Annotated in this window: 24 protein-coding genes; 12 read left to right on the top strand and 12 right to left on the bottom strand. The window is 63.4% G+C overall.

Annotation, left to right across the window (positions count from 1 at the left end):
* Window positions 1–108 precede the first annotated feature (108 nt).
* Both JC607_RS20430 and JC607_RS20425 read right to left on the bottom strand, forming a co-directional pair.
* A complete protein-coding gene (locus JC607_RS20430) occupies window positions 109–423 on the bottom strand; it encodes a hypothetical protein (RefSeq protein ID WP_198838666.1) in 315 nt (104 codons plus the stop codon).
* A 92-nt stretch (window positions 424–515) separates the two neighbouring features.
* Window positions 516–2,675, bottom strand: a complete 2,160-nt coding sequence (locus tag JC607_RS20425) for a ParB/RepB/Spo0J family partition protein (protein ID WP_198838665.1) — start codon at window positions 2,673–2,675, stop codon at window positions 516–518.
* Between the two features lie 204 nt (window positions 2,676–2,879).
* On the opposite strand from JC607_RS20425, the gene JC607_RS20420 reads away from it, so the two are divergent.
* The 4 genes from JC607_RS20420 to JC607_RS20405 all read left to right on the top strand — a co-directional run bounded on the left by JC607_RS20420 (window position 2,880) and on the right by JC607_RS20405 (window position 4,703).
* Window positions 2,880–3,368, top strand: a complete 489-nt coding sequence (locus JC607_RS20420; protein ID WP_233093048.1) for a universal stress protein — start codon at window positions 2,880–2,882, stop codon at window positions 3,366–3,368.
* Between the two features lie 70 nt (window positions 3,369–3,438).
* On the top strand, window positions 3,439–3,717 hold the full coding sequence (locus JC607_RS20415) for a hypothetical protein (protein ID WP_035715120.1): 279 nt from the start codon (window positions 3,439–3,441) through the stop codon (window positions 3,715–3,717).
* A 146-nt stretch (window positions 3,718–3,863) separates the two neighbouring features.
* Complete coding sequence (locus tag JC607_RS20410; RefSeq protein ID WP_198838664.1) at window positions 3,864–4,370, top strand: hypothetical protein; 507 nt, start codon at window positions 3,864–3,866, stop codon at window positions 4,368–4,370.
* Between the two features lie 9 nt (window positions 4,371–4,379).
* Complete coding sequence (locus tag JC607_RS20405) at window positions 4,380–4,703, top strand: HU family DNA-binding protein (protein WP_255532616.1); 324 nt, start codon at window positions 4,380–4,382, stop codon at window positions 4,701–4,703.
* 70 nt (window positions 4,704–4,773) lie between these two features.
* Here the strand turns inward: JC607_RS20405 and JC607_RS20400 are convergent, their stop codons facing one another.
* Entirely contained in the window at window positions 4,774–4,959 is a 186-nt protein-coding gene (locus JC607_RS20400) for a ClbS/DfsB family four-helix bundle protein (protein WP_276946787.1), read from the bottom strand.
* A gap of 353 nt (window positions 4,960–5,312) precedes the next feature.
* Window positions 5,313–6,014 carry a VIT1/CCC1 transporter family protein gene (locus tag JC607_RS20395; RefSeq protein ID WP_020952702.1) on the bottom strand — a complete coding sequence of 234 codons (702 nt, stop codon included), beginning with the start codon at window positions 6,012–6,014 and terminating at the stop codon, window positions 5,313–5,315.
* A 293-nt stretch (window positions 6,015–6,307) separates the two neighbouring features.
* On the opposite strand from JC607_RS20395, the gene JC607_RS20390 reads away from it, so the two are divergent.
* Together JC607_RS20390 and JC607_RS20385 are read left to right on the top strand one after the other, a co-directional pair.
* Window positions 6,308–8,224, top strand: coding sequence for a heavy metal translocating P-type ATPase (locus tag JC607_RS20390; protein ID WP_233093047.1), 1,917 nt, complete (start codon window positions 6,308–6,310; stop codon window positions 8,222–8,224).
* Window positions 8,217–8,669 carry a universal stress protein gene (locus JC607_RS20385; RefSeq protein ID WP_124965255.1) on the top strand — a complete coding sequence of 151 codons (453 nt, stop codon included), beginning with the start codon at window positions 8,217–8,219 and terminating at the stop codon, window positions 8,667–8,669. Before JC607_RS20390 ends, JC607_RS20385 begins: the two co-directional genes overlap by 8 nt.
* A 343-nt stretch (window positions 8,670–9,012) precedes the next feature.
* Here the strand turns inward: JC607_RS20385 and JC607_RS20380 are convergent, their stop codons facing one another.
* A complete protein-coding gene (locus JC607_RS20380; protein WP_198838662.1) occupies window positions 9,013–9,753 on the bottom strand; it encodes a PhnD/SsuA/transferrin family substrate-binding protein in 741 nt (246 codons plus the stop codon).
* Between the two features lie 130 nt (window positions 9,754–9,883).
* On the opposite strand from JC607_RS20380, the gene JC607_RS20375 reads away from it, so the two are divergent.
* Genes JC607_RS20375 through arsH form a run of 3 tightly spaced genes read left to right on the top strand, consistent with a single transcriptional unit; the run spans window position 9,884 to window position 11,936 of the window.
* Complete coding sequence (locus tag JC607_RS20375; protein ID WP_123130460.1) at window positions 9,884–10,207, top strand: helix-turn-helix transcriptional regulator; 324 nt, start codon at window positions 9,884–9,886, stop codon at window positions 10,205–10,207.
* Window positions 10,204–11,223, top strand: a complete 1,020-nt coding sequence (arsB, locus tag JC607_RS20370) for an ACR3 family arsenite efflux transporter (RefSeq protein WP_198838661.1) — start codon at window positions 10,204–10,206, stop codon at window positions 11,221–11,223. The genes JC607_RS20375 and arsB overlap by 4 nt, the downstream gene beginning before the upstream one ends.
* Window positions 11,220–11,936: an arsenical resistance protein ArsH gene (gene arsH, locus JC607_RS20365; RefSeq protein WP_123130458.1), complete on the top strand. Its 717-nt coding sequence runs from the start codon at window positions 11,220–11,222 to the stop codon at window positions 11,934–11,936. Before arsB ends, arsH begins: the two co-directional genes overlap by 4 nt.
* A gap of 1 nt (window position 11,937) precedes the next feature.
* Here arsH and JC607_RS20360 read toward each other — a convergent pair whose 3' ends face one another.
* From JC607_RS20360 to JC607_RS20335, 6 genes are all read right to left on the bottom strand, one after another.
* Complete coding sequence (locus JC607_RS20360) at window positions 11,938–12,720, bottom strand: sulfite exporter TauE/SafE family protein (protein WP_123130457.1); 783 nt, start codon at window positions 12,718–12,720, stop codon at window positions 11,938–11,940.
* 190 nt (window positions 12,721–12,910) lie between these two features.
* Window positions 12,911–13,795 carry a cation diffusion facilitator family transporter gene (locus tag JC607_RS20355; protein WP_198838660.1) on the bottom strand — a complete coding sequence of 295 codons (885 nt, stop codon included), beginning with the start codon at window positions 13,793–13,795 and terminating at the stop codon, window positions 12,911–12,913.
* 4 nt (window positions 13,796–13,799) lie between these two features.
* On the bottom strand, window positions 13,800–14,201 hold the full coding sequence (locus JC607_RS20350; RefSeq protein ID WP_198838659.1) for an OsmC family protein: 402 nt from the start codon (window positions 14,199–14,201) through the stop codon (window positions 13,800–13,802).
* Complete coding sequence (locus tag JC607_RS20345) at window positions 14,201–14,428, bottom strand: thioredoxin family protein (protein WP_198838658.1); 228 nt, start codon at window positions 14,426–14,428, stop codon at window positions 14,201–14,203. The genes JC607_RS20350 and JC607_RS20345 overlap by 1 nt, the downstream gene beginning before the upstream one ends.
* 14 nt (window positions 14,429–14,442) lie before the next feature.
* Window positions 14,443–15,441, bottom strand: a complete 999-nt coding sequence (locus JC607_RS20340; protein ID WP_198838657.1) for a permease — start codon at window positions 15,439–15,441, stop codon at window positions 14,443–14,445.
* Entirely contained in the window at window positions 15,438–15,728 is a 291-nt protein-coding gene (locus JC607_RS20335; protein WP_198838656.1) for a metalloregulator ArsR/SmtB family transcription factor, read from the bottom strand. The genes JC607_RS20340 and JC607_RS20335 overlap by 4 nt, the downstream gene beginning before the upstream one ends.
* 142 nt (window positions 15,729–15,870) lie before the next feature.
* Between JC607_RS20335 and JC607_RS20330 the strand changes: the two genes are divergently transcribed.
* Genes JC607_RS20330 through arsJ form a run of 3 tightly spaced genes read left to right on the top strand, consistent with a single transcriptional unit; the run spans window position 15,871 to window position 19,006 of the window.
* A complete protein-coding gene (locus tag JC607_RS20330) occupies window positions 15,871–16,725 on the top strand; it encodes a helix-turn-helix domain-containing protein (protein WP_198838655.1) in 855 nt (284 codons plus the stop codon).
* 5 nt (window positions 16,726–16,730) lie between these two features.
* On the top strand, window positions 16,731–17,738 hold the full coding sequence (locus JC607_RS20325; protein ID WP_088234152.1) for an ArsJ-associated glyceraldehyde-3-phosphate dehydrogenase: 1,008 nt from the start codon (window positions 16,731–16,733) through the stop codon (window positions 17,736–17,738).
* Window positions 17,735–19,006: an organoarsenical effux MFS transporter ArsJ gene (gene arsJ, locus JC607_RS20320; RefSeq protein ID WP_370584904.1), complete on the top strand. Its 1,272-nt coding sequence runs from the start codon at window positions 17,735–17,737 to the stop codon at window positions 19,004–19,006. Before JC607_RS20325 ends, arsJ begins: the two co-directional genes overlap by 4 nt.
* On the opposite strand, the gene JC607_RS20315 is transcribed toward arsJ, so the two are convergent.
* Window positions 18,993–20,153: an MFS transporter gene (locus JC607_RS20315; RefSeq protein WP_198838653.1), complete on the bottom strand. Its 1,161-nt coding sequence runs from the start codon at window positions 20,151–20,153 to the stop codon at window positions 18,993–18,995. The two genes, arsJ and JC607_RS20315, sit on opposite strands and share 14 nt — an antisense overlap.
* Window positions 20,154–20,177 lie beyond the last annotated feature (24 nt).

The raw sequence follows: 20,177 nt of genomic DNA, 5'->3' as shown, positions 1-20,177 counted from the left end.
ATGATCGAAGAGGCCGGAAAGAGGGAAAGACTGAGCCCTGTGCGCTCATGACGACCCTGGGGAAAAACGCCAACCAAAACGGCCGGTCGAACGGCCGGGGTGACCATTTCAAGCCACTTCATCCCACAGCCCCTCGGCGATCTCGCGCGCAAGCATCGTTCGGGCTTGCAACAGCAGGTCAGCGCCACTGGGATCTATGTGACCATAAAATCGGGCGCGACTACCAGAGGCCAGCCAGTCTGCATAGAAGCAGTATTCCCGCCGATCGAGACGGAACACCCGCAAGTCGTCCGCCCAGTGGGGCTTCGGCTCTACGACGACGGAAATACCGCTCTTGGTCTCGCGCCAGGGCAAGCACCGTTCTGTGGGCGGGTTACAGCGATCTTCGATGAAGATCGCATCTATGTCGATCGAATGCGACATGGGGACGTGCTCCAAAAGAAAAGCCCGGTCACGAGGACCGGGCAGGCTGGACTGAGAGGGTAAAGGGCGGCCGGAGCCGCCCCGCGTGAAGGTCATTCGGCAGCGATACTTTGCGTCGGCACCTGCTCCTCGTCTTCCAAAGGCTCATCGTCCTCGCTGTCGTCCGTGAGGAAATCGGGCAAAGTTTCCGCTTCCGCGCCACCGGCATCCGCCGCATCTGCGCCGGCATCCTGGGCGTCCAGTCGCAGTGGCTCCGGCAGCCAGCCACTGCCTGCCAGCAGCCGTTCGGCTTCCGTCGCCATCTCGCCCTTCTTCAGATGGCCGATCAGTTCAACCGCCTGCTCGCCCACACCTTCGCGCACGGCCTCAAGGATGCGCGCCTTGGTCACGCGGCCGAAGTAATTGGCGACCGTCGGCTTCCAGCCCGTCTCAACCAGATCGAGACCGGTCACGCGCGCGAGACGATCTGCCTCCTGCATGCGGCGATCCAGGCCATGCTGGCTGATGCCATTGCCGCTGTAGGGGTTCGGACGCTCATAGAGCGCGTTGACCCCGAAGCTCAGGCAATGTGCCAGCAGAGCCTGTCGGCTGGCCTCGTCGAGAGCGTGCAGCCAGTCCCAGAGCCGGTCATCGCCGTCATCGAGCGGGATATCCGCTCGCCATGCCGCATGCCGCTCGTCGATGGCCTGCGCCGGGATCGAGTCGCCAAGATCCGGAGCCTGCACCGACAGATGCACTTCGTTGATACGGGCCTGCAGCGCATTGCCCGAACTGCGGATGCCAAAGCAGTCGAGCACCAGCCGGTGCAGCAGCGCGGTCATCGCAATACGCGGGTTGTTCGCCACGGCATCGCGCAGCGCGAGGGTCCGATGCGCCGTCAGCTCGATCACCAGCCGTTCCGGCAGCGGCTTGATCGCCTCGCCCTCGTCTTCCTCCTCCTCGGGTGCGGTGGCAGGCTCGCCCTCGAGGGTGAACACCGCGCGCTTGTGGTAGGTTTCATGCTCGGCGCGCTGCAGAACCTCGCCGGTCTCGGGATCGACGATCTCGGGCTCAGGTTCCAGCGGTGCTTCATCCTCGGCCCGGACATAACCACGCTCGATCAGCAGCGTGCCGTCGACATCGAGGCTGACAAAGACCCCTGCCCGCGCCATCTGCGCAGGTTCGTAGATCATCGGCCGCATCTCGAAGGCGCCGAGGAGCCTCTCGATCTCGCCCAGCCGGGCATCGACCTCATCGGGGTATTCTTCCGCTTGCGCATACTCTGCCTCGAGCCGGTCGTATTCGTCTCGCAGCGCCTCGCGGGTGGCGCGCTCATCCTCGGTCAGATCGACCGTGGTGCCGATCAACTGCCGCATGCCATAGGCGTGGCTGTAGGGGAAGCTGACCGCGACCTCGATCCATTTCCAGCCCTCGGCGGCGATGGTCTCGGCCTCGGCCTTCAGCTTCTCGTTCACCAGCCGGTCGAGCAGCACCGGATCCTGCAGCCAGCCGCCATCGTCCTGCTGGAAGAGGTCGCGCAGCACATACCCGCCCGCCGCCTCATAGGCCTCGATGCCGACAAAGGTGACGCGCTTGTCGGAGGCCCGCACCGTGGTCTCGGTCAGCAGGCGGCGGATGTTGTAGGGTTCCTTCGACCAGCTGTCCTTCACCGCCTCCCAGACCTGAACCTGGCGCTCATGGTCCGAAGAGATGGTGAAGGCCATCAGCTGCTCCAGCGTCATGCCGTCCTCGGCATAGATCTCGAGCAGCGCGGGCGCGACCGAGACCAGCCGCAAGCGCTGTTTCACCACTTTGGCATCAACGAAGAAGGCGGCCGCAATGGCCTCCTCGGTCATGCCCTTCTCGCGCATGGCCTGGAAGGCGCGGAACTGGTCGACCGGATGCAGCGGTGCGCGCTCGATATTCTCGGCCAGCGACACCTCGTCGATCAGCACGTCGTCGGTTGCGTCGGACACGATGCAGGGGACCGGGGCGGTTTTGGCGAGGCGCTTCTGCTTCACCAGCACCTCCAGCGCCCGGAAGCGGCGACCGCCGGCGGGCACCTCGAACATGCCGGTCTCGGTACCATCCTCGCCCAGAACCGGGCGGACATGCAGCGACTGGATCAGTCCGCGACGGGCGATGGACTCGGCCAGTTCATCGACCGAAACGCCGGCCTTGACGCGCCGGACGTTGGACTGGCTCAGCACCAGCTTGTTGAAGGGGATGTCGCGCGAGGACGACAGGGTGATCTTCTGAACGGCAGTGGCCATGTCAGATACTCCGAGGACGGGCGCCGGGGAGACCCTCTCTCCGGCTACCAACCCGTCATGGAAAACCCCTCCCCCCTCTCCCTCTCCTGACCGGCGGCAAGGAAACGGTCGAACGGCCAAAGGCCCAGCCCATCTCGGGCATTGATCTGGAACGGATTTCCTTGGCCAGGGGGCAAGCCTGTGCAACAATAACACGATCCCGCCATGCGCCAGATCTTCCCTGCCAGCCAAAAAGGAATGATCATGTATCATCACATCCTGATTTCCACCGATGGATCGGAAACCGCCGCCAAGGGACTCGACCACGGCTTGACGCTGGCCAAGACCCTCGGCGCGAAGGTGACCATCGTCACCGTCACGGAAGCCTTCCCGATCTATGCAGCGGCCGCGGGCGGGGCATGGGTCGCGCCCATCGAGGTCAGCGGCGGGTTCGAGGAAAGCCAGAAGGAACTGGCCGATGGCATCCTGAGAACTGCGAAGGAAGCTGCGGACAAGATCGGTGTAGTCGCCGAGGTTCTGCATATCCCCAATGCCCAACCTGCCGAGGCGATTGTCGAGACGGCGAAAGTGCGGGATTGCAGCCTGATCTGCATGTCCTCGCACGGCCGGCGTGGCCTTGGTCGTCTGTTGCTCGGCAGCCAGACCGCCGAAGTTCTGGCACACAGCCCGGTCCCGGTGCTGGTCGTCCGCTGAGGTCGGACAGGGATGCCTGCGATGCAAATCGACCCGGCGCCCGACGCGTCTCCATCTCCGGAGCCCTGCGTTGTCCGACGATGACCTGCCATCTTCATGGCTCGACCTCCTGTGCGACGCGGAGGGTAAGCCTGAGGGAATCCTGTCGCTGATCGGGTCGGAGGAGAACGCGGAGACAGAGCAGATCGCCGAGCGCCTGACGGATCGCGGGCTCTTCAGGGTCATAAGCGCAAAGCGTTACCAACTGACCGATGCGGGGCGCGAAGTTCTTGCCAGGTCGCCCCGGTCAAAGGTGCGCAATGCCACCGGCAAAAGCGGATGGCTCGGCAGGCTGCTGTCACGGCGTTAATGCCGTACGTGCAGGCAAGACGACATACCCTTGGGCGGCATCCCGCCCAAGGTCCACCGCAGATCCTTGCGAGCAGAAGACGCGCTCCCTACTTCCTGGTCGGGCAAAGATGCCAGCGACAACAAGAACATATGGGCATGCTGACAATGCGCTATCTGCTTGCATATTACTCCGGGACCACCAGCCAATGGCGGAGCCTCGACACCGATCTGCTGCCGCAGCAGATCAACAGAGCCGAAGAGCTCCCGGCGGCGCTGGAAAACGCACCGATGATCGCGCTGTCCTGGATGTTGGAGCGCCGCCCATTCGGCAGCTATCAGGCGACCGTAGACGGTAAGAGCGATGAATGCGTGATGGTCTATGAACTGGAGCCAACGGCGGCTTCACCGCTCGGCAATGGCACGGATTATGTTGGCCCCTGGTTGGAAATGTTCATGCAGACGAACGAGCCGATCGGAACAATCGCCCTCGGGGCAGGAAAGCCGATACCGAAGGAGGCGGCTATCGGCGCACTCCGGCAACTGGCGAGCACCTCGCTGCAAGCCTCAGATGAGGCATGCCAGCAGACCATAGGCCGCATGCGTGAATACGCACCGTCTGCGGGAGTGCACGCCGAAGCCCCGTCAGCAGTAAAGAAGCAGGAAACGGCTTGAACGTCCACGCTGCGTGAAATTCAAGATTACGATCCTGCGCTAAAGCTGACCCATATGACCACGATCAACGATATCGCCGCCAAAGTCGCGGAAGAGAATGGCCTGACCAAGGCTCAGGCCAAATCTGCCGTCGAGGCGGTCTTCAAAGCCGTGACCGACGCCGCCATTGCCGGCGAAGAAACCTCGATCCCCGGTTTTGGCAAGTTCAAGGTCAAGGAAACCGCCGAACGCGAAGGCCGCAACCCGGCCACCGGCGCAACCGTGACCATTGCTGCCTCAAAGAAACTGGCCTTTACGCCTGCCAAGGCCGTGAAAGACGCGCTGAAGGCGTGAGGCCACAGGCAGACCAGGCGCCTCTGCTGCATGGACAGGTTTCCCCTTGTAGCAGAGAGCTGTATCGCTCTCAGCCCTTCTCCTTGAGCCACTTCCGAATCCGGACTCGCGCATTGGCGTAGGGAGAAGACGTATTGAACTGGATCATCCGGCCCTTCGTCCATTTCCCATACCAGGGCCCGCCGTAGAGTTCGGCGTCGGACCGTGCGGAAATCGTGTTTACCAGCCGGGTCTTGGCCTCGGTCAGGCGTGCCAACAGACTGACCCAATCCAAAGCCTCATGGAAACCCCATGTTCGTTCACAAAGAGGCAGGAGACATACGCGCTGAGATGTTTCCAATATGGCTGGACCTCTTTGATAAAGTGCTGGCTGCTAACCTCACAATAGATCGGCCCGCAATTGGTCAGGCCTCGCGCACCGGATTGGCAAGGGCCTCAGCTATGGGCTTGCGCAGGCTGGCGATCCCCCAAACCTCCGCCGCTGATAGAGAGGCAGCAGTTTCATCAACCAAATCTTCGACAATGCCAGAGCCGTTAAACCGGGCCCTTTTGAACTCTAAAATACCTTTCCCCCGATCCCCAAGAAGGGGGGATAGCCCCCCTGCCTGCCTAAACCGCGACCCCAAATAGTTTCCCGATAGCGGCGGTCACTGCCATCGCGGCACCGCCCCAGAAGACCACACGCAGTGTTGGTCGCAACAACTTGGCTCCGCCGGCCCAAGCCCCGAGAGCCCCGAGAACGGCAAGCGCGAGCAGCGTTGTCACAGTAACCACGACGGCGACAGTTTCTGCGGGTGAGACGAGCGCAGCAACCATCGGCACAGCCCCGGCCAAAGTGAACGTGAGCCCAGAGGCAAAGGCAGCCTGTAAGGGATTGGCGCTATGCACCTCAGAGAGGCCGAGTTCATCGCGCACATGGGCCCCAAGCGCGTCAGCTTCGGTCAACTCGCGCGCGACAAGCGCTGCCGTCGCGGGCGAGAGACCTCGGCTCTCCCAGATAGAAGCCAGTTCCGCCTCCTCCTCCGCGGGTGTCTCGCGCAGAGCCTGCGCCTCACGGGCGATGTCAGCACCTTCAATATCCGATTGTGAGCTGACCGAGACATATTCCCCCGCCGCCATGGACATCGCCCCGGCGGCCAATCCCGCGGCGCCTGCGATGAACACCGCTTCTGCGGAAGGATTGGCGACCGCCACGCCCACGATGAGCGCCGAGATCGAGACGATCCCATCGTTGGCGCCGAGCACCGCGGCCCGCAACCAACCGCTGCGGTTGACGAAATGTACTTCTTCATGGGCTGACTGATAGGTCATGGCCGTCCCGCTCCAATTTCATACTGTCGATCTGACCCTGTAGATTCCAGGCCGCGCCAAGGCTTCACCGCTCATCCGCGCTCGATGGATTGAAACGCTTACGAGGCCATCGACTTCCTTAAACTTCCGGTAACAATGTAGGGTGACCCAGATCATTGCAATTGATCTGGGTCATAGCCGACGTTGGACGGAATGAATTATCGGCTCCTCATGCGCCGAACCCGCCGCATGCGTGTCAACACAGGAAGCTTCCTATGCCCAGCACCGCCCCTGTAAGTCTTGAAGAACGCCTCATGCTTCCCCTCACGCTCGCGGCGAGTTTCGGCATGGCGGCCGCCTTCTTCGGCACCTTCGTGCTGCCGGGGATCTGGCTCACGGCAGGGCTTGCACTTGTCTATCTTGCGGCCGGGCTTCCGACGGGGCTGCGCGCGCTTGGTGCACTTTTCAAGGACCGCGTGCTCGACATCGACCTGTTGATGATCATCGCGGCTTTGGCCGCGCTTGCCGTCGGCGCCCCGCTGGAGGGGGCGGTTCTCCTCACGCTCTTCAGCATTTCGGGCACGCTGGAGCATCGCGCTATGGGCCGCGCCCGCCGCGCGATCGAGGCGCTGATGGCGCTGCGCCCCGAGACTGCGCTGCGGCTGAGCGCCACGGGCGCGACAGAGGAAATCCCCGTCGTGGCGCTTCGCGAGGGGGATTTGCTTGTCCTGCGTCCGGGCTCGCGCGTGCCCGTGGATGGCGTGCTTGTCACCGGCGAAGGCACGGTCGACGAGGCGACGATCACCGGAGAGTCGATGCCCGTCTCGAAAGCGCCCGGCGCGAAGCTTTTCGAGGCGACGGTCAACCTCAATTCCGTGCTGACCATGCGCGCAAGCGCCACCGTCGAAAGCAGCACCGTGGCGCGGATGATCGACATGGTGACCGAGGCCCAAGCCGCCCGCGCGCCGTCCGAGACCTTCAGCGCCTGGTTCGGGCAGCGCTACACCGTGGCCGTGCTTTTGGGGGCCACGCTGGCGTTTGTTGTTCTCTGGGGGATGGGGGCTTCCGCCTCCGACGCCCTCTACCGCGCTGCGGTGCTGTTGGTGGCGGCAAGCCCTTGCGCCGTGGTGATCTCGGTGCCCGCCGCCATGCTGTCGGCGCTGGCGGCTGCGGCACGGGGCGGCGTGTTGTTCAAAGGTGGCGCGGCGCTTGAAGCCTTGGCAGAAGTGAAGAGCTTTTCCTTTGACAAAACCGGCACCCTGACCACCGGAGTTGCAGAGGTCACCGACCTCACCTCAGAGATCCCCGAGGGGCGCATGCTGGCGCTGCTCTCGGGTTTGGAGGCGCAGTCCGAGCATCCGATCGCCGCCGCGATCCGGCGCCGGGCAGAGGCCGAGGGGCTTGCCCCCGCCGCCATTCGGGATGTGGTGACCCATCCGAGTGAAGGCATCACCGGGATCGACGAAGAGGGGCCGATCTGGGCCGGAAACCAGCGGATGCTGGAGCGGATGGGGGCACGTGCCGATACCGCCGGGGCTCAGCGGCTGAAGGCCACTGCCCAAACCGTCACCTGGATCGGCCGCGGCGCGCAGCTGATCGGTGGTGTTACGGTGGCAGACCGCCCGCGGCCAAGCTCTGCCGCCGGGCTTTCGCAACTGCGTGCGGCGGGGGTGGCGCATCTGGCCCTGATGACCGGGGATCGCCGCCCGGTCGCCGAGCGGATCGGGCGGGAGCTTGGCTTTTCAGATGCGGAAATCAACGCCGAGCTCTTGCCTGAGGACAAAGTGAGGCTGGTTGCCGCGCTTGCGGAAAAAGGCCGAACGGCCTTCGTCGGCGACGGGGTGAACGATGCCGCAGCCCTTGCCCGGGCGGATGTCGGCGTCGCTATGGGGGTCGCGGGCAGCGAGGTGGCGCTGCAGGCCGCGGATGTCGCCCTGCTGTCCGAGGACATGACGCGCCTTGCCGCCGCGCGGAAGCTCGCTTTGCGCACACGCCGGATCATCCGGCAGAACCTTGGCTTTGCTCTGGCGATGATGGTGCTTTTGGTGATCTCAGCGCTCTTCTTCGACCTACCCTTGCCGCTTGCCGTCATCGGTCATGAGGGGGGCACCGTTCTCGTGGTCCTAAACGGCTTACGGCTCCTTGCTGATCCGATCCGCAATGATCTCGGTGCGGCGCGAAAAGCGCCCTCGCATCCCTCCTCCCAACCTCAAGAGGTTTCTCATGTATAAGCACATCCTTATCACCACCGATGGCTCTGAGAACGCGGGCCTTGGCCTTGAGCATGGCCTTACATTGGCATCCTGCATCGGCGCTGCGGTAACGATCCTGACAGTGACGCCACCCTTTCCGATTGTAGCAGCGGCGATGGGGGCCGGGTCATACACGCCGGTGGCGGTGCTTGAGGGCTATGATCAGGCGCAGCGTGAAACGGCCGAGCGGATCCTTGAGGCCGCCGCAGAGCGTGCGAGACATGCGGGCGTTTCTGTAACGGCCCTGCATGTGCCCGATGCCACGCCTGCTGATGCTATCTTAGAGCGCGCCGAGGCACTTGGTTGCGATCTCATCTGTATGGCCTCTCACGGGCGGCGCGGGCTAAAGCGGATGTTGCTTGGCAGTCAGGCAACCGAGGTTGTCACCCGTTCCGCAATCCCCGTACTGGTCGTGCGGGCCTGATACCCCTCGGCCCGCTGCGAAGCGGGCCGGGCCGAATACAGAAGGTTGGGATGACCCGAACACCTGCAGAATTCTGGCGAGATTTTCCTTCCTTTCGGGGGGAAAGAGAGTTCGCATGGAGCTCTGAAGCCTGCGGAAAACCACATGAGCGATGCGTGGCTATCGGATGCTACGAGCCCGCATGGTGTTCGCGGTAAGGTCCAAATCAACGCCGCGAGCTCGATTGTTCGTGTTGCACATCTGGTTCTCCTGATCTGTCCGCGACCGTTGCGCCAAAAGTCTCCTTGTCGTGTTCACTGCGAACTATCGCTGCGATCGGCGGCCTATGGTTAGGACCCATTGATTAGGTTCCAGACTCATTGAGTTTCATAGCCAGAAGAGGACGGTCGCAGCGAGCATGATCGCGGAGAAGAAGGTTTCCGGGCAACCACTCCGAGCGCACAATGACCTTTGTCCGTGCTGTCAGATCCGGTTCCGCGGAACTGAGTGCCTCCCAGACGTAACCATCCACGCTGCCTGATCGCGTCAGGCCGCCTGCCACCGACCGGACCACGTTGCGGTGGCCATAGGTGAAGATGACGCGTGAAAAGAACTGGTCCGGGGTTTGGCCATCCCGCGCGAGGTCAGACGCAGTGACGAGGAAACCGGAGTTGCTGTCGGGGTCCGAAAAGGCGTGAGCGCCGCCACGCAGGTCCGATAGCGCGGTCGCGGGATCATCCTGGGCGACGATGAGATAGGACTGGTAAAGCGGCTGCCCTCGCCAGACGGGTACGCCGAGCAGCGAAAGTTCGGTCTTGTGCTGAAGATAGGGATAGCCGCATGTCCAGGCGGCATCCACGGAGCCGTCGAGAAGCGCGCCCGAGATCTCCTGATACGTCCGTCTCTGGACGAGCTCGATGTCTTGGCCCATGCCTTCGGCCAAAGCAGCGCGAAGGGCAGAAATGACTGCCGCGTCGTTGTCGAGAAAGACTGGCGTCAGAGCAAATCTGAAGGGTGCCGGGCCCTGGGCCCAGCCTCGAGTCACGACGAAGGGCGCGGCCGCGGCCGCCAGCCCCATCAGCAAAGCGCGACGCCTGCTTTTCATCCTTTTCCTCCCGGGGCGCGTCTCCCGCGCGCCGCCTACGATCTCAAGCGCCACAAACTTGCTTGTCCAATGGCGGATGAAATCGTAAATCGACGATATACGGAATCTTAGCAGTTTGGAAAGCGCGCAGATGGCAACGGACGAGACAACGACGGCCGCCTTGGCAAAGGCCCTCGCACATCCGGCGCGGATCCGGATCCTACGATTGCTTCAGGCCACGCCAGGCTGCATCGGAGGCGATATCGTGGGCGCAGTCGGCCTTGCTCAGTCAACAGTGTCGGAACACCTCCGTATCCTCAAGTCCGCGGGCGTGATCACTGGCGAGATCGACGGACCCCGGATTTGCTATGCGCTGAACCCGGCGTCATTGGCACCGCTCGCCGATTTGATCATGGGTCTCACCCCTCCGCCCGAAGGGGCCTGCTGCATTCCTGGAAAGAAGAAATCTGCATGAGCCTGTTCGAACGCTGGCTGACCCTCTGGGTCGCCCTTTGCATCCTTGTGGGGCTTGTGCTTGGCAACCTTATGCCCGGCCTGTTCACTGCGCTCGCAGGGCTGGAATATGCCTCGGTCAATTTGGTCGTGGCCGTGCTGATCTGGGCAATGGTCTATCCGATGATGATCGCCATCGACTTCGGTTCGCTGAAGGATGTGGGGCGGCGACCGAAGGGCCTCATCATCACGCTGGTCATCAACTGGCTGATCAAGCCCTTTACGATGGCCGCGCTGGCGGTGCTGTTCTTCAACCACCTGTTCGCGGGGCTGATCGATCCGACCAAGGCACCGGAATACATCGCGGGGCTTATCCTGCTGGGTGCCGCGCCCTGCACGGCGATGGTCTTCGTCTGGTCGCAGCTGACCAAGGGCGATCCGAACTACACGCTGGTGCAGGTCAGCGTGAACGACCTGATCATGGTCGTGGCCTTCGCGCCGATCGTCGCCTTCTTGTTGGGCGTTACCGACATCTCGGTGCCATGGGAGACGCTGATCCTGTCGGTCGTGCTCTACATCGTGATCCCGCTGATCGCCGGGGCACTGACACGGCGAGCCTTGATGGCGCGCGGGGGTGAAGTGGCGGTGTCGGACTTCACGGCGCGGATCAAGCTCGCCTCGGTCTTCGGCCTCTTGCTGACCGTTGTGCTGCTCTTCGGCTTCCAGGGCCAAGTGATCATCGCGCAGCCTCTGCTGATCGCGCTCATTGCCGTGCCGATCATCATCCAGTCCTATGGCATCTTCGCACTCGGCTATGCCTGGGCCTTTGCTTGGAAGCTGCCCCACAAGGTGGCAGCCCCCTGCGCCCTGATCGGCACGTCGAACTTCTTCGAACTGGCGGTGGCTGTGGCCATCGGCCTCTTTGGTCTGAACTCGGGCGCCGCGCTCGCCACGGTCGTGGGCGTGCTGGTCGAGGTGCCGGTGATGCTGACGCTGGTCGCCTTCGCTAACCGCACACGCAACAGGTTTCCTTCATGACCGATACACCCAACATAGACGACGCACTGTTCCCCGGCATCGACGGCAATCGGCTTTTATCTCCTCCAATCGCCGCCCACCCTCCGAAGATCCTGATCTTATACGGCTCGCTGCGCACCCGCAGCTTTTCAAGGCTGGCAGCCGAGGAGGCGGCCAGGATCCTGACCCGGCTTGGAGCCGAGGTGCGTTTCTTCAATCCCTCTGGCCTGCCGCTGGTCGATGACGGGGTCGATGCGACCCACCCGAAGGTGCGGGAGCTGCGCAATCTTGCATCCTGGTGCGAGGGGATGGTCTGGTCGTCGCCAGAGCGCCACGGCGCCATGACCGGGCTGATGAAGACGCAGATCGACTGGATCCCGCTCTCCGACGGCGCGGTGCGGCCGACGCAGGGCAAGACGCTGGCCATCATGCAAGTCTCGGGCGGATCGCAGAGCTTCAACGCGGTGAACCAGATGCGCGTCCTTGGCCGCTGGATGCGGATGCTGACGATCCCCAACCAGTCCTCGATCCCGAAGGCGTTTCAGGAGTTCGACGAATACGGGCGGATGCGTCCGTCGTCCCTGTATGACCGGATCGTGGACGTGATGGAGGAACTGATGAAGTTCACCCTGCTGACGCGCGACCGGGCTGACTACCTTGTGGACCGCTATTCCGAACGCAAGGAATCCGCCGAGGCCTTGATGAAGCGTGTGAATCTGTCTGCCGCGACCTGACTCAGCCGTGACGCCATACTTTGACCGAGGATACCAGCAGGATGGAGACCAGCACCGGCAGCAGCACGACCTCGGATACGATCCCCAGAAGCTGGCCGCCGATAGCGACGCCGATCACTGACCCCAAGGCCATGAACAGCACGAAGCCCTGATTGCGCGCTAGAACCGTGAAGCTGTCGTCGCGACTGTATCGGGCGAACCCGACCAGCATGGTGGGCAGGCTGATCGCCAGCGACAGGCTGCCTGCGAGTTTCAGGTCGATCCCGAACAGAAGGACCAGCGTGGGGATCAGCAATTCACCCCCCGCGACGCCCATCAGTGAAGCCACGATGCCGATGCCGAACCCTGCGACAAGGCCCGCGACGATCTGCGCAGGTCCGGTGATAAGGGCAGCGGGCGCAAGGCTCATGCTGTGGCTGAGCGCCAGGACTGCCGCGATCAGCACCAGAAGCCCGGCCAGTACTCGATAAAGGGTACGGGACTTCATCCGCACGGCCAGCCCCGCGCCGATCCATGCGCCAAGAAGGCTTCCCGCCAGTAGGTTCAGGATGATCGGCCATTCGGCCAGCACCTGATCAAGGGGCACGGTCCCCGCCCGGAACGGCAGCGCTGTGGCCACCACGATCAGACTGGTCGCCTTGTTCAGGATCACCGCATCAAGGGCTGCAAATCCGAACATGCCGATCAAGAGCGGAAGACGGAACTCTGCCCCGCCAAGCCCGATCAGCCCGCCAACAATGCCAACGATCGCGCCAGCCAATACAATCCGCGGCCATCCGACCATGCCTGCCCCCAAATGAACCTGTCACACCTTGCGGCGCAGGCTTCCCTCCAGCGGCACGGCTCATGACAGGGTGTTCGAGATGGTCCAGTATTTCAAGATGTTGCGGTGAGAAAGGCCCAGCCGATATTTCGACCGCTAGGAATTCGCTGAGGCCCTGATGAAGCGGGTGAACCCTTCGACCGCGACAGAATCAAGCCGCCCTGTCGCAGGGGCGGCGCTCTAGTTGCAGCGTGACATTGGCGATGCCATGCGCCTCGGCCAAGGCATCGGTCACCCGGTCGATGAAGGCGTCGGGGTCGGCCCCCTGCCAGACCAGATGCACAGCCAGCGCGGTGCGCATCGTGGACAGCGGCCAGATGTGCAGGTCGTGCAGGCCCTGCACGCCATCCTGTCTCTCCAGCCAGTCTGCAATGGCAGCACGATCAATCTCGAACGGCACACCATCAAGGCTCAGGTGCGGCGCCTCGCGGAATAATCCGGCGGCGGTAACGGCGATCAGCAGGCTGACCGCGATGGCCACGGCGGGGTCAAGCCAATCCCAGCCAGTGACCATGATTCCCACCGCCGCCAGAACAACCGCGCCCGAAACCGCTGCATCTGCCGCCATGTGCAGGAACGCGCCCTTCGCGTTCAGATCGCCCTTGCGTGAAGACATGAACAAGAGCGCAGAGCCCGTGTTCACCCCGATCCCGACCAGCGCGACCAACATCACCGTCAGGCCGGGCACGGCGACTGGGTCAGAAAGCCGCTGCACCGCCTCCCACGTCACCGCACCGACACCCACCAGAATGGCGATGGCGTTGAACAGCGCGGCAAGGATCGTGGCCCGCCCCAGACCCCAGGTATGCCGTGCCGTCACCGCCCGCTTGGCCAGCACCGCTGCCCCCCAGGCGATCAGCAGACCGGCTACGTCGGTCAGGTTGTGCGCGGCATCCGCCAGCAGGGCCAGCGATCCGGTGATCCAGCCCGCTGCACCTTCCACGATCACGTAGCCCGTGTTCAGGCCTACGGCCCAGCGGAACGCGGGGCCAAGGTCCGTGGGCGGGCGATGATCTTGGGTGTGGTCGTGGGCCATGATGTCAGACCTTCCGGGTCAGCGTCCCTTCCATCGGCACTGCGCCGGACAGCGTGTTCGAGATCGTGCCGTATTTGAGGATGTTGCGATGAAGAAGGTCCAGCCGCTGGTCCGTCTCGGCACTGTCGACTGTAATCTCATAGCGGATCAGCGTCAGCTTGGGCGGGGCGTCCTGCCGGATCGCCTCCAGCGCAATCTCTGCGCCATTGATCTGGAAGTTAAGCATCGGCGTCACCCGCTCGATACCCTTCAGCATGCAAGCGGCCAGCGCCGCCAGCAGCAATTCCACGGGGTTCATCGCATCGCGCCGCCCCGCCAAATCGGTGTCGAGCGTGACTTCGGCCTCCTTGGCCACGGCGAGGCTCCCATGCGCATCGATCCGGCGGGCGTGGACGCGATATTCCATCAAATGAGCCGTCCGATTTCTTCCACCGTCAGCACCTTGCCGGTCGAGACGACCTTCTCGTCCACCACCAGCCCCGGCGTCGACATCACCCCATAGGCGGCGATTTCAGCGAAATCGGTGACCTTAACGATCTCGGCCTGCTTGCCCGCAGCCGCCGCAGCGGCTTTGGCGTTTTCGCCCAAGGTGACGCATTTCTTGCAGCCCGAGCCAAGTATCTTGATGATCATGATGCGGTCCTTTCTCAGACGAACCAGTTGGAAATCGCGTTGAAGATCAGCCCGATGGACAGGATGCCAAGGGTGACGACGCCGGTGAAGGTGACGAGGAGCGGCATCTTCACCACCCGCTTGAGCATGATGAGCGAGGGCAACGACAGGGCCGTCACCGCCATCATGAAGGCCAGCACCGTGCCAAGACCCACGCCCTTGCCGACCAGCGCCTCGGCGATCGGCAAGGTGCCGAAGATATCGGCATACATGGGGATGCCCACCAGCACCGCCACGGGGACCGACCACCACTTGTCTTGCCCGAGCATGGCCGAAATGACGTCTGCGAGCACCCAGTTGTGGATCGCGGCACCAATGCCCACACCGACAAGCACATAGGGCCAAACCCGATGGACAATCTCCATCACCTGATCGCGCGCATAGGCCAAGCGCTCGCCCCGCGTCATGGTCGCCACCTCGCCCGAGACAGGGACCGTGCGGACGAAATCCGCGACCTGACCCTCCATACCCAAGCGTCCGATGATCGTCCCGCCCACGATGGCTACCACCAGCCCGACCGCCACATAGGCGAGGGCGATGGGCCAGCTGAAGATCGAGGCCAGCAGGATGACCGAGGCCAGATCCACCAGCGGCGAGGAGATCAGGAAAGAGAACGTCACTGCCAGAGGCAGGCCCGCGGCGGTGAAGCCGATGAACAAGGGGATTGACGAACAGGAACAGAAGGGCGTCAGCGTGCCCAGAAGGGCCGCGAGCGTATTGGCGCCAAGGCCGGACCGTCCGCCCAGCATGGCGCGCGTGCGTTCGGGCGGAAAATGGCTTTGCACATAGGAGATCGCAAAGATCAGCACCGAGAGCAGGATGAAGATCTTGATCACGTCATAGACGAAGAACTGCACCGACCCGCCAATGCGCGAGGCGGGGTCCAGCCCGACGGCCGCCACGCCCGCGCCGACCAGATCGTTGAGCCAGGTCATCCGCAGCAGTTGGTCGTTCAGCCAGCCAAACACGCTCATGCTGCCCGTTCCGTGACCATGATTGGCCGCTCGAGCGCAGCTTCGACCAGACGGGCGAGGGATGGCGACAGTTCCGGGCTGATCCGGTAGCGCACCCATTGCGCGTCGCGACGGTCCAGCGCCAGCCCCGCCTGCTTCAGCACCTGCATGTGCCGCGACATCCGGCTTTGGGTGGCTCCCAGCTTTCGCATCAGCTCGCAGACACAGTGTTCCGACCCATCCGCCAGCAAGCGCATGGCTTCAAGACGGGTCGGTTCGGCAAGGGCAGACAGAACGGCTAGGATCATCGGCGGCGCTCCACTTCATGCGCATCTGCGCATGGGCGGGCGATCACTGCCGTGATCTGGATCAATCAGCGCAGGTGCCTGAGCGTCTGATGTCATGAAACCTTCATTGGACGCAGTTTTTTATTTCCGTTAATCGGGAAATATGGAACAGAATCGCGCCATCCACGCTTTCGCCACGCTCGGCCACCCCGGCCGGATGGCGGTCTTCCGCTTGCTGATGCGCTTTGCGCCGCAAGGCGTGCGGCCGACCGAGATCGCCGAGGCTTTGGGTCTGAAACAGAACACGCTGTCGCATCACCTCGCTGACTTTGCGGCGTCGGGTCTTGTCCAGGTCACACGGGCCGGTCGGTCGCTCTACTACGCTGTCGATCTCGACACGACGGAAGGATTGATCGGCTACCTCGCCCTCGATGTGGGCCGTGCGCGGCCCGATCTCCTTGCCCCCTTGCTCTCCGCCCCAAAGGACGCCACCCAAATGGACCCGAATATCCCCGACACCGACTTCGACGTGCTTTTCATCTGTTCGGGCAATTCTGCCCGTTCGATCTTTGCTGAAGCGCTTCTGCGCGATCTGGGCAAGGGCAAGTTTCAGGCTTTCTCTGCTGGCACTCGGCCCAACAGCGAATTGAACCCCTTCGCTTTGGAAATCCTGAAGCGAAACGGACATGACATCGCCGGTCTGCGGTCCAAGCATATTTCGGAGTTCCAGCAGCCGGGCAGCATCGTGATGGATTTCGTCTTCACCGTCTGCGACACGGCAGCGGCCGAGGAATGCCCGCCCTGGCCCGGCCAGCCCATCACTGGCCATTGGGGTTTGCCCGACCCGGTGAAAGCAACAGGAACAGATGCAGAGAAGGCTCTGGTTTTCGCCCAGACCTACGCGGCGTTGCGCCGGCGGATCATGACTTTCGTCGAGCTGCCATTCGAGTCGCTGAGCCGGATGTCCCTCCAATCCCGTGTCGACTCTATCGGCGCTGACGCACACGCAAAGGCCTGATCTTCATGACCCGTATCGCTCTTAACGGCCTCGGCCGGATCGGAAAGCTTGTCCTGCGAGATTTGATCGATACCGGCGCGGGTGGCGAGATCGTTCTCCTGAACGATCCCGTCGGCGATGCTGATCAGCATGCGCTGCTGATGGAATTCGACAGCGTCCATGGCCGCTGGCGCACGCCGGTCGCGGCAGGCGATGGCGCACTGATCCTGAACGGCCAGACCATCCGTCTGACGCATGAAAAGACCATCGAAGCGCTGCCCTTGGCGGAACTGGGCGTCGATCTGGTGATCGACTGCACGGGCGTCTTCAAGACAGCCGCGAAGGTGGCGCCCTACTACGCCGCAGGGGCGAAGAAGGTGGTCGTTTCGGCCCCGGTCAAGGATGGGGGCGCGCTGAACCTCGTCTATGGGGTGAACCATCGCCTTTATGACGGCACGCAGACCCTTGTGACCGCCGCGTCTTGCACGACGAACTGCCTTGCACCGGTGGTCAAGGTTATCCACGAAAGTCTTGGGATCCGGCACGGGTCGATTACCACGATCCATGATGTGACCAACACCCAGACCATCGTGGATCGTCCGGCCAAGGACATGCGCCGCGCGCGGTCGGCGCTGATGAACCTCATCCCGACGACAACGGGCAGCGCCACGGCAATCACGCTGATCTATCCCGAACTCAAGGGCCGCCTGAACGGCCATGCCGTGCGCGTCCCGCTCTTGAATGCGTCCCTCACGGATTGCGTGTTCGAGGTGGAGCGGGCGACCACGGCCGAGGAGGTAAATGCCCTGTTCGCCGCCGCGGCTGACGGGCCGTTGAAGGGGATCCTTGGGTTCGAAACCCGTCCTTTGGTGTCCTGCGACTTCACCAACGATCCGCGCTCCTCCATCGTCGATGGGCCGTCCACCATGGTCATCAATGGCACCCAAGTGAAGATCTACGCCTGGTATGACAATGAATGGGGCTATGCCTGCCGACTTGCAGATATCGCGCGGATGGTCGCAGGCTCGCTGTGACGGACGCCGCAAGCCCCGTCGCCCCGCCGCCGAATCCTCTCCGCGCCTATGCCGCCGTGACAGCGGCTTACTGGGCCTTCATGCTGTCGGACGGCGCGCTGCGGATGCTGGTGCTTTTGCACTTCAACAGCCTAGGCTTCACGCCGATCCAGCTTGCCTGGCTGTTCCTGCTCTACGAAGTCGCGGGCATCGTCACCAACCTGGCTGCGGGCTGGCTGGCGGCGCGCTTTGGCTTGGCGGCCACGCTTTACGGCGGGCTCGCGTTGCAGATCGGGGCTTTGGTGGCGCTGGCACAGCTTGATCCGACATGGGGTGTCGCCGCATCGGTCGCCTTCGTGATGGCCGTTCAGGGCGTGTCGGGCGTGGCCAAGGACCTTGCCAAGATGTCCTCGAAATCCGCTGTCAAGCTTCTAGCCCCCAAAGAGGACGGCGGATTGTTCCGCTGGGTGGCGCTCCTTACAGGGTCGAAGAACGCGGTAAAGGGGCTGGGCTTCTTCCTCGGCGCGGCGCTGCTCGCGCTGGCGGGATTTCAGGCGGCGGTCTGGGGCATGGCGGCCGTGCTGGCGGTGATCCTGATCGCCGTAGTGCTGTTTCTGCCCGCAGGCCTGCCAGGGCGGATGAAATCCGAAGAGGCCTGGGGTGGCTGGCGGTCAAAGGACCCGCGCGTGAATCGGCTTTCGCTGGCACGTATGTTCCTGTTCGGCGCCCGCGACGTGTGGTTCGTGGTCGGCATCCCGGTCTATTTCCAAGCGGTCCTGTCCGATGGCACACCCGAAGGCCGGCGAGAGGCATTCTTTCTTATCGGCAGTTTCCTCGCGCTCTGGATCATCGCCTACGGCGCAGTGCAGGCCTTTGCCCCCCGACTTTTGGGTGGCAAGGGTCAGCCCGAGGCCGAGACCACCCGAAAGGCGATCCTTTGGGCAGGGCTGCTCGTCCCGATCCCGTTTGCTCTTGCTGCAGCAACCTGGGTAGCCGGCGACCCAGCGGAATGGCTGACGGCGACGCTCATAGGGGGACTTTTGGTTTTCGGCTTCGTCTTCGCGATCAACTCTTCGGTTCATTCCTACCTGATCCTGGCTTTCGGATCGGCAGAAAGGATCACACGGGACGTGGGGTTCTACTACATGGCCAATGCGGCGGGTCGGCTGATCGGCACGCTGCTCTCGGGCCTCAGCTACAAGTTCGGTGGGCTTACGGCGTGCCTCGCCACGGCCGGCCTGATGGCTTTGGCCAGTTGGCTGGCCGCCCGGCGGCTCAGGTCCGTCTGAGCACGAGCAGCGCAATCGTTGCCAGCAGACCAACTGCTGCAGTCAACCAGATGGCGTGCAGGCCCCATGCTGTCAGGGCAGCGCCAAAGATCAGCGGGGCGGCCGCCTGCAAGATGCGGGCGGGCGCGTTGAGCCAGCCGATCCGACGCCCGTATCCCGCTGGTCCAAACAGAGCGAGCGGCAGTGTTCCCTTGGCAATGGTCAGGATGCCGTTCCCCGCCCCGTGCAGGAGCGTGAAGGCATAGGCCGCAGGCGCGCCAAAGCCCACCAGCGCCACCGCCGCAACCGGATGCGCCGCCGCGGCAATCCGCGTCGAAATCAGGGGATGCACCCTGCGCAACAGCCCGAACTCCAGGACCCGGGCCGCGACCTGCGCCGGGCCAATCAGCGCGCCTGCCGCGATAGCGACCGCCGTGCTCGCCCCTGCGGCTTGAAGCAACCCCGGCAGGTGCGCGGCCATAGCGGTCGAGTTGAACCAGGTCGCGGCGAAGACGAAGGCCAGCAGCCAGAGCGCAATTCGGGATGGCGGCGGCCCCTCTTCGACGGGCGCCGCCTCTGCGGTGACCGTCCTGGTGCCCTTGGGCAGCCATGCGTTCAGCGGCAAGGCCACGGCCAGGTGGATTAGGGCCCAGCCGATGCAGGCCTCGCGCCAGCCCCAGGTCGCCAGCATCAGCCCCGACAGTGGCCAGCCCACGGTGCTCGCGAACCCGGCGATCAGGGTGATGCCGGTGATCGGGCCGCGCGCGTCCTTGCCGTAGATCCCGGCCAGCGTGGCAAACCCCGCCTCGTAAAGCCCGATCCCCATGCCCAGCCCGATGACAGCCCAGCCCGCAAAAAGGACGAGGGGCGACGGTGCCACGGCGAGCAACCCGAGACCCGCCGCAAAGACAAGGTTCGACAGCATCAGCACACCGCGCCCACCAAAGCCGTCGATGCGCGCTCCTGCCCAGGGCCCGACCATAGCCGAAACCACCATCGCCATGGAAAACGCACCGAACACCCAGACCGGCGAGAGGCCGAGGTCTTCGGCCATGGGCACAGCCAGAACGGCGGGGATGTAGTAGCTCGAAGCCCAGCTGACGGTGAGGGAAGAGCCGAGGGCAGCGACAATCAGTCCTCGCCGCACCGGAGACAGTCTTGGGATCATGATGGGGCTTCGATCTGGAAGGGA

The organism is Paracoccus sp. IB05, assembly GCF_016405985.1.
Classification (GTDB): Bacteria; Pseudomonadota; Alphaproteobacteria; order Rhodobacterales; family Rhodobacteraceae; genus Pseudogemmobacter.
Note: the sequence above shows the minus strand (reverse complement) of the source record. Positions and strands in the feature narration are given on the sequence as shown.

Excerpts from the sequence above, each read along its gene's own strand:
- JC607_RS20375 (WP_123130460.1), top strand. The coding sequence starts at position 9,884 with ATGGCAACGGACGAGACAACGACGGCCGCCTTGGCAAAGGCCCTCGCA.
- JC607_RS20390 (WP_233093047.1), top strand. The coding sequence starts at position 6,308 with ATGCTTCCCCTCACGCTCGCGGCGAGTTTCGGCATGGCGGCCGCCTTC.
- JC607_RS20350 (WP_198838659.1), bottom strand. The coding sequence starts at position 14,201 with ATGGAATATCGCGTCCACGCCCGCCGGATCGATGCGCATGGGAGCCTC.
- JC607_RS20345 (WP_198838658.1), bottom strand. The coding sequence starts at position 14,428 with ATGATCATCAAGATACTTGGCTCGGGCTGCAAGAAATGCGTCACCTTG.
- JC607_RS20340 (WP_198838657.1), bottom strand. The coding sequence starts at position 15,441 with ATGAGCGTGTTTGGCTGGCTGAACGACCAACTGCTGCGGATGACCTGG.
- JC607_RS20380 (WP_198838662.1), bottom strand. The coding sequence starts at position 9,753 with ATGAAAAGCAGGCGTCGCGCTTTGCTGATGGGGCTGGCGGCCGCGGCC.
- JC607_RS20335 (WP_198838656.1), bottom strand. The coding sequence starts at position 15,728 with ATGATCCTAGCCGTTCTGTCTGCCCTTGCCGAACCGACCCGTCTTGAA.
- JC607_RS20425 (WP_198838665.1), bottom strand. The coding sequence starts at position 2,675 with ATGGCCACTGCCGTTCAGAAGATCACCCTGTCGTCCTCGCGCGACATC.
- JC607_RS20325 (WP_088234152.1), top strand. The coding sequence starts at position 16,731 with ATGACCCGTATCGCTCTTAACGGCCTCGGCCGGATCGGAAAGCTTGTC.
- JC607_RS20410 (WP_198838664.1), top strand. The coding sequence starts at position 3,864 with ATGCGCTATCTGCTTGCATATTACTCCGGGACCACCAGCCAATGGCGG.
- JC607_RS20395 (WP_020952702.1), bottom strand. The coding sequence starts at position 6,014 with ATGACCTATCAGTCAGCCCATGAAGAAGTACATTTCGTCAACCGCAGC.
- JC607_RS20430 (WP_198838666.1), bottom strand. The coding sequence starts at position 423 with ATGTCGCATTCGATCGACATAGATGCGATCTTCATCGAAGATCGCTGT.
- JC607_RS20330 (WP_198838655.1), top strand. The coding sequence starts at position 15,871 with ATGGAACAGAATCGCGCCATCCACGCTTTCGCCACGCTCGGCCACCCC.
- arsH (WP_123130458.1), top strand. The coding sequence starts at position 11,220 with ATGACCGATACACCCAACATAGACGACGCACTGTTCCCCGGCATCGAC.
- JC607_RS20360 (WP_123130457.1), bottom strand. The coding sequence starts at position 12,720 with ATGGTCGGATGGCCGCGGATTGTATTGGCTGGCGCGATCGTTGGCATT.
- JC607_RS20355 (WP_198838660.1), bottom strand. The coding sequence starts at position 13,795 with ATGGCCCACGACCACACCCAAGATCATCGCCCGCCCACGGACCTTGGC.
- JC607_RS20420 (WP_233093048.1), top strand. The coding sequence starts at position 2,880 with ATGCGCCAGATCTTCCCTGCCAGCCAAAAAGGAATGATCATGTATCAT.
- JC607_RS20385 (WP_124965255.1), top strand. The coding sequence starts at position 8,217 with ATGTATAAGCACATCCTTATCACCACCGATGGCTCTGAGAACGCGGGC.
- arsB (WP_198838661.1), top strand. The coding sequence starts at position 10,204 with ATGAGCCTGTTCGAACGCTGGCTGACCCTCTGGGTCGCCCTTTGCATC.
- JC607_RS20315 (WP_198838653.1), bottom strand. The coding sequence starts at position 20,153 with ATGATCCCAAGACTGTCTCCGGTGCGGCGAGGACTGATTGTCGCTGCC.